This is a genomic window from Bacteroidia bacterium (assembly GCA_016218155.1).
Taxonomy (GTDB): Bacteria; Bacteroidota; Bacteroidia; order Bacteroidales; family GWA2-32-17; genus GWA2-32-17.
Window position 1 is genome coordinate 66,615 of the sequence record JACREQ010000034.1, and the last position, 13,310, is coordinate 79,924.

Here is a 13,310-nt window from a genome sequence, read left to right on the forward strand (position 1 = left end):
ATGTTAGAAGCATTAATTATTGAACCAAAGGAAGATACTCCAAAGGTCGTTCTTGATGCGACAAATAAAGTATTCCAAATCTCTTCACGTTCACTTCCCGAAAATGCTATAGGTTTTTATGAGCCTGTTTTAAAATGGTTAAATGATTATTCTGAGTCGCCTTTAGATATTACAGTATTTGATTTTACACTTGAATATTTTAATACAGCATCTGCAAAACAAATTGCAAAAATATTACTTGTTCTTGAAAAAATTGCAAAAAAACAAAATGTAGCAATAAACTGGCATTATAAAAAAGAAGATTCAGATATGCTTTCTTCCGGAACCAGATTTTCTAAGTTAATTGATTTGAATTTTAGTTTTATTGAGTATTAGGAATTCATTTTATTTCGCTTTAATAAAAGTGTTTTATTTATGTTATCATGAGTTCGATATGATTTGTCATTCTGAACGTTCGCAGCGGTAGATAAAGAATTATCAAAAAATGACAAACAATTAAGTTGTTATTTCGCTATTTAAATAAATGTAAATAAGAAGAAGTTACATTATTTTAAGTTTATTAGTGAAGACCACTAAATCTTTCATTGTTAATGTTACCTGTACTCAGTGTTAGGCATAGTGTTATTGCTGTATGCTTAATATTTTACTATTGGAAAATTTACAATTCCATTAGTTGTGGTTATTCTTAACAAATAATATCCTGCTTTTATAGCTCCAGTTTCAATGATATTTGTATTGTTATTCAGTTCTTTTTGCAAAATGCATTCTCCGGTTATGTTAAAAATCTGGATATTATAAATACTTTCAGCAAAGTCAATTTGCAAATTATCATTAAATGGATTTGGATGGATGTTTATGCGGTTTTTATTAATAATTTCATTTACGTTAGTAGCTGTATCTTTAATACATCGGATAGAAACCCCATATGTTTTTACATTATAACTTTTATTAGATGCAGCACTTGAATTTGTTAATATCAGCCACCATGCTTGTGTAATATTGTATTCTGTACTACTCCAAAAGCGACCCTGACTTCCTATTAGTCCAAAAACACCATCAATATAACGCGTACCAGCCGGTAATGCAGTAAACCCCGATGCATTTGTTGCACCAGTATTTGGACTTGTCCAATGAACTGTTCCGGTTTCCTTCAATAATCCACCACTAAAAGAATCACCTCCAAGGAAACTTAGTAAGGATCCCCAATCCTCATCAGTAGGCACATACCAGCCATCTGGACAAATACCATGAATATCGTTAACAGTATACCAGTTATAAAGCCTGCCATAAGAAATAGAATTTGTAGGAACATTGTTATAATCGCAATAAGCACCTGTAGAAAGATTTGCCCATGAGCTATTTATAGTTACATTTGGAATGATTGTACCATCACGATATTTAGTAACCTTAAGATTTTCTTGCATCCAAATTCTATTATTTATAACAACTGTATTGTAAACGTTTCCGTCGATATCTGAAATCGTTTGTGCATTGTTTTTAAATGTAAAAAATGCAAGTCCAATTAAAAGTAGAAAGATCTTTTTCATAGCCAAATATTTAATGGAACCTTAAAACCTCAATCCAATTACGAGTACATCATCTGTTTGTTTTTGTTTTCCTTTCCATGCCTCAAATTTAGAATCAACAATTTCAAGTTGTTCTTTAAGCGGAAGTTTACAAATATTTTCGAGCATTGCAATAAATTGTGTCGACATAAATTTTTGGTTTGCTAATTCTCCAAACTGATCCTGATATCCGTCAGAGTATAAGTAAACTGTTGAGTCGCTATCTATGTGAATATTGTTATTTGTAAAACTGTGATTTTCTTTGTTTCCAAATGTTCCACCTATTGAATAAATATCGCCTTGATAAATAGTAATAACATTGTTTTTTGCAACCGCAATATTTTGATTTGCACCTGCAAATTCAATAGAGTGGCTCTTCATGTCGTACGAACATATTGCTATATCCATACCATCATCATGGTGGACATCTCGTTGATGTAAAGATGCAAGTATTTTCTCGTTAAGCTTTTCGAGTATAGAAGCAGGAGAGGGATCCGAAATTTCTTCTATTATACCGTTTAATAATGTATAGCCAATCATGCTCATAAACGCCCCTGCCACGCCATGTCCGGTACAATCGGCTAATGCAATATATACTTTAGCTTTTCTGTAATTTATCCAGTAAAAATCGCCGCTAACAATATCCCTTGGTTTAAAGAAAATAAAAGATTCTTTAAAATAATTTTTAAATACATTTGCATGTGGCAGTATTGTTTCCTGAATTGTACTTGCATAAATAATACTGTCTGTAATTTGCTGGTTTTTAGCAAACATTTCGTTGTTTATTATTGCAAGTTGTTCCAAATTGGTACTAATTTCTTCTTTTTGTTGTTCTATCTCGGAATTCTGTTCTTTTAGTAATTTGTTACTTCGTTGTTTTACTTTGTATAAGTAAAAAAATAAGAAAACAACAATCATTATAGGAATAAAACCAATAATCAGAAGTGTAATAGTAATCTTTCTCTTTTCGTCTTTTTGTTTTAAAAGTTCAATCTCTTTTTCTTTGGTTCGCAAATCGAATCTTATCTGCATTCGTAAATTCTGTTCATTTGTTTCCTGATTAAAAAGAGTGTCGTTAATTTCAATATATCTTCCAAGATAATAGTAAGCATCGTTATAAAACTGCAGATTTTCATTTGTAACTGCAAGGTTTTTATAGCAATCACGTCTGTCTTTTTTAAACTCAAGTGAATCGGCAATACTTAATGCTTTTAAATAGTAATTTCGTGCTCTTACATATTCTTTCTGCTCTCGTAACAAATCACCTAAATGCGAATAACAAAGAGAAACATATGCAAGTACATTTAGTTCTTCTGCGATTTTTAATGCTCTGTTGTAGATTATAAATGCCTGATAATAATTTTGTCGTTTTGTACTTACCGAACCAATTCCAAGTAGGCTATAAAATATTCCTTCTTTGTTTTTAGTTTCTTCCTCAAGTAACAGGCTGCGCTTGTAATATTTATATGAAATCTGTAAACTGTCAAGCGACTCATATATCAATCCCAGTCTGTAAAGGTTATTTAGAATCTGATTTTTTGTGTTGCTGTTTTCGGCTATTTTTAAAGATTGTTCGAAATAGTTTATAGCCTGGGCTGGCAAATTTTGAGAAATGTAAACATTACCAATATAATTTAGTGATGCTGAAAGGCGGTAATTATCTTTTATTAATTCTGATTTTTCAAGAGCTTTAACATGGCTTTCCAATGCGTATGTAAACTCTCCTAAATCGTTTTTTATTGATCCTATAAGATTTTGGGCATCAATATAAAGAGTGGGAATATTTGTTTTTTCGGCTAATTTAAGTGCCTTTAAAGCTAACTCATAAGCTACTTTTGGTGTATTGCCTTTTGAACTTGTACCTGCTTTTATATAATACTCAGCCTTAACAGAATCCGAGGCGTTTTCGGGTAAGCTAATTATTAAAGAATCGATACTTTCTTCAGCAAATGCTTTTTGCAGAGATGTGTTTAGCAGAATGAAAAAAATAAATAATAATCTAAATTTTATCATTGTCTGAATTAAAGCATTAAATATCCGAAAATTTTAATCCAATAACAAGTACATCGTCAATTTGTTTATTATTTCCTTTCCATGCAGCAAATTTATTTTCAACTGCTGTTATTTGTTCGTCAATATTTTGCTTGTTTATTGAGATAAGAAACTCCTCAAAAGGTTCAGTCATCAGCTTCGTGTTATTCGGACCTCCAAATTGATCCTGGAAACCGTCGGAATACAAAAAGAGTTGTGTTGAATTATTAACAGATATTTCTGTTTCGTTAAAAACTACATTTTCTCTTGTAGAAAATGAACCTCCTATTGAAAATAAGTCGCAATTTATTTTTTGAACTTCAGTATCATCACAAACTATTGCCATATGGCTTGTAGTTGCCAAAACAATTTTTTTCGAAGACTTGCTATACGAACAGAATGCGATGTCCATACCATCATCCTGGCTGTAATTTGAGCCTTTATCCTGATGCAACGCAGAAATAATTCCCTGATTAAGCATATTCAGAATATGCGAAGGCTGATAAATTTTCTTTTCTCTTACTATTTCATTTAACAAAGTGTTTCCAATAATTGACATAAATGCTCCGGGGACTCCATGTCCTGTGCAATCTACAACAGCTACAAATTGCATGTCGCCTTCTGAATGTGCCCAGAAAAAATCTCCGCTTACAACATCTCGTGGTTTAAAAAATACAAATGAATTAGGGAAGATTTCCTTAAATTCAGAAATAGAAGGTAAAAATGCTTCCTGAATTTTTCTGGCATACTCAATACTATTTGTAATTAATTGATTTTTATTTTCTAATTCAAACAGGTTATTTTCCAGTTCCTCACTCTGAAGTTTGATTTTTTCTTCAGCCTTTTTCATTTTTGTTATATCTGAATCTATTACTACAAGATTCTTTATTTCTCCTTCTTCATTTAATATCGGAGTTAAAGTTGATTGCATCCAGATAGTTTTTCCCGACTTTAACTTTGCTTCAGATTCGTATAAAATAGTTTTCTTTTCGGAAATACATTTTGATACAATTCTTTTAATATTAGAGTTATATGAAGAATCTAACAAGCTTTTTCCTTTTATTGCTTCAAATTCTTCGTAATCTATATTATATTTTTTTCTTAAGCTATCGTTAATCCATAAAAAATTAGTGTCTTTATCCATTATAATAACTGTATTGTCAGTTTCACTGGCAACAATGGATAGTTTTTCTAGTTCTTTGTTAATCTCATTTAGTTGTAAATTTTTAATTTCAATTTCAGAACTTTGTCTTTTAATTTCGGCAGTTCTGCTATTTACAATTTCCTCAAGTTTTAAGTTGCTTGATTTTAGTCGCTTCCCATATAAAATAGCAGTTACAATAATAAGAAGAAAAGCAATAACAACATAAATTAAATATGCCCACCATGACCTGTACCAAGGTGGAAGTATTGTAAAGTGGAAAAGAACTTCAGAGCTTTCAACACCGTGCATGTTTTTTCCTTTAATATGAAATACATAGTTTCCTTCGGGTAAAAAGTTATAAGTAATGTATTTTTCTTTGGTCCAATCAGCCCATGTAGAATCCAATCCTTCCAGATAGTACTTAAAAGCATTGTTTTCGCTGCCCTGATAAAATAATGAAGCAAAGTTTATAGTTAACGAGTTTTTTGTAAATGGAATTTCTGTTTTATTTATACTGTCATTTGTTATATAAATGGTGGAATCTTTACCTATTAATATTTCGCTGATTATTGTTACAAATGGGATATTTTCTTCTACATTATTTTGTAATTTGTATGAAAATAGTCCTTTGTTTGTTGAATACCATAATAGATTATGTTCTTTGTCGGGATAAAGAAAAAACGTAACATTTGCTCTTCCAAGCGATGATGAGATTAAGCTTAATTTTGGGCTTTCAGAGTTGTTTCGTATAATTTTGATAAGCCCTTGCTGAGCAGTAAGTGCATACCATACAGTATCATTAAAACGTGTAGCTAAATAATATGAAATAGAGTCTTTTGTTTCTGAGAACTTAATCGGAAATAATGGGTCAGGATAAAAATAGTCTTGTTTTCCAACTGGCGATTTGCTTGAAGAATACCTGTAATAACCTTGGCCGGGAAGTAAAACACATAGATGATCACTTTCTTTAAGAATTACCAACGAGGCATTAGATGGAAGACCTTTTGCTGAGTCGTAAGTTGTTATTGTAGGGTGTTTGTAATCGTTATTGTTAAAGTTGAGTTTTAGAAGATCATTGTTGTTACCATTTATCCAAAGTGAACCGTCTTTTTCTTCATACATGTAACGAACTTCATGTTCAATTCCCTTAATTTGTTCATGAAATTTTAATTCGTTTTTATTTTTCTTAAATATAGCGAGACCTTCAGAGTTGTTTACAAAAATAATTGACGGATCTGTTTTAGAGTGTAAAATGGCGTATGAAAATTCCATTTTTCTTATAGGCTTTATAGTTTCGTTATCAATCTCGAAAAATCCGTAACGTGTTGCTGCATACAACTTACCATCAATAGTATCCAGTTGCATAAAGCTATTATACTCTTGTGTTAACCTTTTGAATTTATAAAAAGAATTTCCGTTTTTTGTAAAATCTGTGTTATGTGTTAATACATAAAGTCCTTCTAATGTACCAACATAAAATTTCCCTTTAAAATTTATTGCACCTACTACTATTCCCTGATATCCGGTTTCTTCGCCAAAAAAGTTCATTGGGCTATTCATTTCAATATTGGCAATACCATTATTTAATGCCAGCCAGATATTTTTTTCACGGTCAAAAAACACATAATTAACATTGTTTACAGGAAGTCCGTTTTGCTTATTAAAAACTCTTTTTATCTGTCCTTTTTTATTAATAATTACAATACCGGCAACAGTAGATCCTAACGCTATATTATCGTTATCTAAAATAGTTCCGTGATAAATTCCATTTGTTTCAAAAAAATTGTCGGCTTCAGTTTTAAATGGTTTGTATATTGAATCAAGAGGCAAATCTTTACGGTTAATATTATTAATGTTAACAAGGTAAAGACCGTTTAATTTAGTTGCAAGAATAGCATTGTTTTCGTCAAAAGGTTCAAACATATAAACCGGTTTATCAGAAAAAAACTCGCCGTGAGGTAATTTGTATATGTTGTTATTCTTAAATTCCATTAAACCAACATCGGTTTGTCTAATAAATATTCTGTTTTTATATTTAAATGAAAACCTAAAATCTGTTTGTGGTTTAATTACTTTTATCAATGAGTCTTTTTGGTAAATTAAGATAGCTCTAAAACCAAAAAAAATTGTTTTGTCGCCCGATTGCTGAATACTAAGTACAGACAAGAAGTTCTTATATTCTTCAGGAAGTTTTTTTGAATATGAAGTCCATTGTAGTTTTCCGGATTTATTTTGATCTATATATCCGAATTCATTATCACCACCAGCATATACCCTTTTACCGTCACCCTGAGAAAAGCACCTGACCGGAAAAGCCCCTACTGTGTTCCAGCTTTGTCCGTTATACAAAAGAATTCCATCATTATTGGCAAAATATAACATGCCTTGTTTATCCTGAAATACCGACCAGTTTTGAGCATGTCCATTATAATCTTCTGCAGAAAAATACTTAACACGTTTAGAGCCAAGTTCGCTAAAATCCTGAGCTGATAATGCAGTTGATATGCAAATAGATATTATGATGAGAGCTGTTTTTAATCCAGCTTTTGGGTAGCTCATAGAGAAATGAAAATTTGATTTTGGGTATGCAAAATTAAATTATTTATCTAAAAATATCTTTTTATTTTAGTTTATTATTTGAGATTTAGCTCTAAAGCATAAAAAAACCTCACATTTTTTATAATGTGAGGTTTTTAATTTTTCTGATTTTTAATTATTGCTTTATCAGTTTTATGCTCTTAGTTGTATTATCATTTGTTATTACAAAAAGATATATTCCTGAAGGTGTTTGTTCATTGTTAAGTCCGGGATTCCAGATAAATTCAAGGTAGCCATTTTTTAGACTGTTATTGTAATCAAAACTTTGAATTTCTTTTCCAAGAATATTATAAATTTTAAACGTTCCGTTAGAATAATCCTGCAGTTTTAGAATGTTAACCTTAATGGTAACAGATTCGCTAAATGGGTTGGGGAAAGAAGTAATTTCTAAGTCAGATGAAATAGTATCAGTTTCAATTTCTGTATATTCAGTTTCGTCAACACAGGAATTACATATTTGATTAGTGTCTTCTAAGCAAAGGAATGCGGAATATTTCGATAACACTCTTTCGTTTATGCTTTTATTTACAATTGTACTAATTAGAGTATTTGTTTGAGGTTGAGATTCAAGGTCTTTAATGTTTAAACCTGCCCAAATCTCTCTGCTCATGCTATCTCCTACAAATGAATTTGTTGAAGTAAAAGTAATAACTTTAGAGAAAATGTTTCCATTATATTCTCCCGAAATAAATGCTGTAAATGGTAGATTCCCATTAAACTTTCCTGTTTGCATTATAGAACTCGTAATATTTGCAGAGGTTGTCATATTATTTAAATAATATCTGCTATGGCAAAATCCTCCACTGGCTGTTGTGTAAAGATCAAATGAATTTATTACTCCACTGGCTTCTATAAGGTTTAAATTTAATATGTCCGATAATGAATAATTCGTATAATAAACTCTGTAAAATGCTCCAACAGTAATCATTGATAAGTTTGAATAGAAATATTCGTTTCCATAATAATATCTTCCATTGATATAATTATAGTTCATATTTAGCGACTGGTAATCACAAATATATATAGGAATATCAGGGTTCATACTGTTAACAATATCATTAACTAAGTTATTTGCAACATTAGCTGTTCCATATTGATTAGAGCATGAGAGTAGAATAATTTTACCATCGTTACCATGATTTGAAATAAAATCGATTCCGTTACTAATAAGATTGGTAAGATTTGAGTAATCTGAAAGTGGCTCATTAATAGTTGCAAAAATATTTTCAATTGATGCAGAATCAGCTCTTATCCATGAATTACTTGCTCTGAATATTGTAAAATTGGAAAAAATCAGATTAAATGAATCTTTAGGTGAAAGCGATTGGTATATTGCTTGTTTCACATTATCAATAATTGTTGCCTTACTTAAACTTGTGTTTGCAGAATGATAATCAATTAAGAATGCGAAATTTGAACCTTGAATTGTATCTATAAGTGATTTAGGATCGATAGCAAGTTGATAATACTTATCTGTTCCATCCGAATATGTGCTTAAAAATGCGCCATCCGATACAGGTGAGTTAAATGCTGTTGAAAAATTACTCGAAAAAAGGAAATTAGGAATTTCTGTATAGTAATATGATCCAAGTATAGGATCATTCTGTGGATAATAGGCAAGATTTGATATTCCAAAAAAGTGTGGATTAGTCCATGTGTTATCTGTCCAGGTAACAACATTAAGTTTTTGTAAAGGCACAAGTGAAGTACTTAAAATACTTAATGGTAATGAGCTTCTAACCTCGTTTTGTGCCCAGCTTGTAGGCATAAGAAAAGTAATTTTGACTTTTCTTGTTGAATTTCCCAACATTGGAAAAACTCTTAATTCATAACTGGTGCTACTTGTTTTTGTTAAAATAGATGGATCCATTCTTCTTTGTACTATACCTTCATAAATAGAAGATGCCGACCATTTATCCAGAATTTTTGCTTTAACAATGTCTTCTCCTATCCATAGCCACGAATCGACTATTGTAGCATTTGCAGGCAAATCAAATTTTAGAACAGATTCTAAAGAATCGGTTGTGTAAAATAGTGGAGTGTTTCGGGCAGAAAAAGTAAGATATAAGCCATACTCCATATACAACCCTTTAGGTTTAATTGATAAAGTTGCTTCTTCAATTGTTCCCTGATAGGTGTACCATGAAGTTCTGGGGTCGCCTACTCTTAAGCTGTTTGTAGCAAAAGAAAATTGAAAGAAAACAAAAAATAAAGCTGTAGTAATTAATATTTTTTTCATAGTTGTATTTTTTTTGTTAGATGAAAAATTTTATGTAATGGTTGCATGTTAATTGTTTTTCTTCAATATGTTTTTTAACGCTAAATTGTAAAATATAAAGTTAACTAATGTTTTTGAATATGTTATATAAAAACAAAAACCCGTTTCAAAATGAAACGGGTTTTTACAAAATGTTATAATAATTTAAAATTAGTCAATTATTGTAGCGCAAAAATTCTCAATTTAATTTTTTGTATGCTAATACAAAATAAGCAGATGTTAGTTATTTATATGTCTCAGCAACATTTACTTTAATAATATTTATTTTTTTGTCATTATATAGCTTTTTATAAGCAATTATTTTTTTTAATAAATTTTTCCCTGGATGTCCAAGCCATGTTCCCCAATAAACAATTATGTTTAAGTCACTATTATTAAACAAAGATGGATTTATAACATTTGAATTGTTATTTCTGTACATTTTTAAATCATTAATGAATGTTATTGTAGAATCTAAGGGAAAAATGTTTTTTGGTGGATATTCTGAAAGTATTTTTAGTTTATGCAATGAACCCTCACAGGAGGAATATTGAGCTATTAAGTTACCATAATTATTAAATACCTTAAATTGTAATGGTCTGAAACCCTTTTGCCAATTAGGCTTATAACTTAATTTCTGAATACTATCAAAAGACTGTTTTGTAAAATAATAACACATTGTAGAATCATTAATGTTTTTCCACAAAAAATCATTAAGTTGTTTTTCATTTTTTAATTCTGGTTTTTTTATGCCAAGAATAAATGAACAACTTACATTTAAAAACAGTAATAATATTAATAATAAAATTAAATATTTATTTTTCATTTGTTTATAATGAGGGAAGAAAACTTTTCTTTATTAATTATTTTACTATAAAGGTAGTGAATTTACATTAAAAATTCAACAATTCTGTGGTTAACTGGAATTTGCAGAAATTTATAGGCATAAAAAAACCCGTTTAAAATGAAACGGGTTTTTAAAAATGTTATAATAATTTTAAATTATTCCAGTATTGTAGCGCAAAGAAACTCGCGGTTTAATCTTGCAATATTTGAAATAGAAATATCTTTTGGGCATTCTGCTTCGCAAGCACCTGTGTTTGTGCAACCACCAAAGCCAAGTTCATCCATTTTAGCCACCATTGCTTTTGCACGAATAGCAGCTTCAGCTTTTCCTTGTGGTAATAAAGCAAGGTGAGAAACTTTTGCAGAAACAAATAACATTGCAGATGAATTTTTACAAGCAGCTACGCAAGCACCACAACCAATACAGGCAGCAGCATCCATAGCTTGTTCTGCTTCTCTGTTAGGAATTAAAATTGCATTTGCATCTGGCGCAGAACCTGTGTTTGCTGAAATAAATCCACCTTCCTGGTTAATTTTATCGAATGCATTTCTGTCAACAATTAAATCTTTTATCACAGGAAATGGTCCGGCACGCCATGGTTCTATTGTAATTGTATCACCATTCTTAAATTTACGCATGTGTAATTGGCATGTTGTTATGTCATCATCTGGTCCGTGAGGGCGACCGTTAACATACAAACTGCACATTCCACAAATTCCTTCACGACAATCGTGATCAAAAGCAACAGGATCGATATTATCACGAACTAATTTCTCGTTTAAAATATCAATCATTTCTAAAAAAGAACAATCTGCAGAAATATTTGAAATAGGATAAGATTCAAATTTTCCTTTTGCTTTTGCTGAGGCTTGACGCCATATTTTTAAAGTTAAATCCATAAAATTTCTTTTTTCGATTTTTAGCAACCGTTATTTGTAATTACGTTGAACTAATTTAACTTCTTTGTACTCAAGAGGCTCTTTGTGTAGTTCTGGTATTCCGTTTTCTTTATGTTCCCATGCTGCTACATATGCAAAGTTTTCGTCGTCACGTTTTGCTTCGCCATCTTCGGTTTGCATTTCTTCGCGGAAATGTCCACCACAAGATTCGCGTCTGTTTAAAGCATCGCGAGCCATTAGTTCACCTAACTCAAGAAAATCAGCAACTCTACCTGCTTTTTCTAATTCAGTATTATATTCTGCAGGATTTCCGGTAAGTTTAAGATTTGACCAGAATTCTTCTCTGATTTTTGGAATAATATCGAGAGCTTTTTTCAAGCTTTCTTCGGTACGTCCCATTCCAACATATTCCCACATTGCCTGACCAAGTTTTTTATGGAAATAATCAGCAGGTTGATTACCTTTTATAGCATATAACTTTTGAATTCTGTCATTAACTTTCTTTTCAGCTTCAACAAATTCAGCATTATCTGTTGACATTCGTTTAGTTCCAATTTCTTTAGAAAGATAATCACCAATAGTGTAAGGAATAATAAAATATCCATCAGCTAATCCCTGCATAAGTGCAGATGCTCCAAGGCGGTTCGCTCCGTGATCGCTAAAATTTGCTTCACCAAGAGCAAATAAACCAGGAACTGTAGTCATTAAATGATAATCAACCCATAAGCCACCCATAGTATAATGAACAGCAGGATAAATCATCATTGGAGTTTCGTATGGATTTTCGTCAACAATTTTTTCGTACATCTGGAATAAGTTTCCATAACGAGCTTCAATTGTTGCTTTTCCTAATCTTTTAATAGCATCCGAGAAATCTAAGAATACAGCTAAACCAGTATTGTTAACTCCAAAACCCGCATCGCAACGCTCTTTTGCAGCTCTTGATGCAACATCGCGAGGTACTAAGTTTCCGAAAGCAGGATAACGACGCTCTAAATAATAATCGCGATCTTCTTCAGGAATTTGGCTTCCTTTAATTTCTCCTTTTTGAAGACGTTTTGCATCTTCAATTTTCTTTGGAACCCAAATTCTTCCATCGTTACGTAAACTTTCACTCATCAAAGTTAATTTTGACTGATAGTCGCCGTGAACAGGAATACAAGTTGGGTGAATTTGTGTAAAACAAGGATTTGCGAAGAAAGCACCTTTTTTATAAGCTTGCCATGCAACTGAACCGTTTGATCCCATTGCATTTGTTGATAGGAAATATGTGTTTCCATATCCACCGGTAGCAAGACAAACGGCATGTCCGAAATGTTTTTCAATTTCACCTGTAACTAAGTTACGTGCAATAATTCCACGAGCTTTTCCGTCAACAATAACAATGTCTAATACATCGCGACGGTTGAACATTGTAACGGTTTTATTTTTAATCTGGCGGTTTAATGAATTATATGCGCCAAGTAATAATTGCTGACCGGTTTGTCCACGTGCATAAAAAGTACGTGAAACCTGAGCACCACCAAATGAACGGTTATCTAATAAACCGCCGTAATCACGTGCAAAAGGAACACCTGTAGCAACACTATGGTCGATAATAAGATTACTTACTTCTGCTAATCTGTGAACATTTGATTCGCGGGCACGGTAATCGCCACCTTTAATAGTGTCGTAAAAAAGACGATAAACGCTGTCGCCATCATTCTGATAGTTTTTTGCAGCATTAATTCCACCTTGTGCAGCAATACTATGCGCACGACGAGGACTATCCTGATAACAAAATATCTTAACGTTATAACCTTGTTCGCCAAGTGCAGCTGCAGCAGAAGCACCAGCCAAACCTGTACCAACAACAATAATATCAAGCTTACGCTTGTTTGCCGGATTTACAAGATGACAAGTTGATTTAAACTTTGTCCATTGTTGACTTACGTGTCCTTCAGGACTTCTTGAATTCAATGTTCCCATA

8 protein-coding genes are annotated in these 13,310 nt (G+C 31.6%); 1 reads left to right on the top strand and 7 read right to left on the bottom strand.

Going from position 1 to position 13,310, the window contains the following annotated elements:
- Window positions 1-375: a DUF1987 domain-containing protein gene (locus tag HY951_06065; GenBank protein MBI5539605.1), complete on the top strand. Its 375-nt coding sequence runs from the start codon at window positions 1-3 to the stop codon at window positions 373-375.
- A gap of 260 nt (window positions 376-635) precedes the next feature.
- Here HY951_06065 and HY951_06070 read toward each other — a convergent pair whose 3' ends face one another.
- From HY951_06070 to HY951_06100, 7 genes are all read right to left on the bottom strand, one after another.
- On the bottom strand, window positions 636-1,547 hold the full coding sequence (locus tag HY951_06070; GenBank protein ID MBI5539606.1) for a T9SS type A sorting domain-containing protein: 912 nt from the start codon (window positions 1,545-1,547) through the stop codon (window positions 636-638).
- A 21-nt stretch (window positions 1,548-1,568) separates the two neighbouring features.
- Window positions 1,569-3,578, bottom strand: coding sequence for a tetratricopeptide repeat protein (locus tag HY951_06075; protein ID MBI5539607.1), 2,010 nt, complete (start codon window positions 3,576-3,578; stop codon window positions 1,569-1,571).
- A gap of 16 nt (window positions 3,579-3,594) precedes the next feature.
- A complete protein-coding gene (locus tag HY951_06080; GenBank protein MBI5539608.1) occupies window positions 3,595-7,299 on the bottom strand; it encodes a SpoIIE family protein phosphatase in 3,705 nt (1,234 codons plus the stop codon).
- A 154-nt stretch (window positions 7,300-7,453) separates the two neighbouring features.
- Entirely contained in the window at window positions 7,454-9,577 is a 2,124-nt protein-coding gene (locus HY951_06085; protein MBI5539609.1) for a T9SS type A sorting domain-containing protein, read from the bottom strand.
- A 262-nt stretch (window positions 9,578-9,839) separates the two neighbouring features.
- A complete protein-coding gene (locus HY951_06090; protein ID MBI5539610.1) occupies window positions 9,840-10,421 on the bottom strand; it encodes a hypothetical protein in 582 nt (193 codons plus the stop codon).
- A gap of 176 nt (window positions 10,422-10,597) precedes the next feature.
- On the bottom strand, window positions 10,598-11,341 hold the full coding sequence (locus HY951_06095; protein ID MBI5539611.1) for a succinate dehydrogenase/fumarate reductase iron-sulfur subunit: 744 nt from the start codon (window positions 11,339-11,341) through the stop codon (window positions 10,598-10,600).
- A 30-nt stretch (window positions 11,342-11,371) separates the two neighbouring features.
- Window positions 11,372-13,309 carry a fumarate reductase/succinate dehydrogenase flavoprotein subunit gene (locus HY951_06100; GenBank protein MBI5539612.1) on the bottom strand — a complete coding sequence of 646 codons (1,938 nt, stop codon included), beginning with the start codon at window positions 13,307-13,309 and terminating at the stop codon, window positions 11,372-11,374.
- Window position 13,310: the final 1 nt, after the last annotated feature.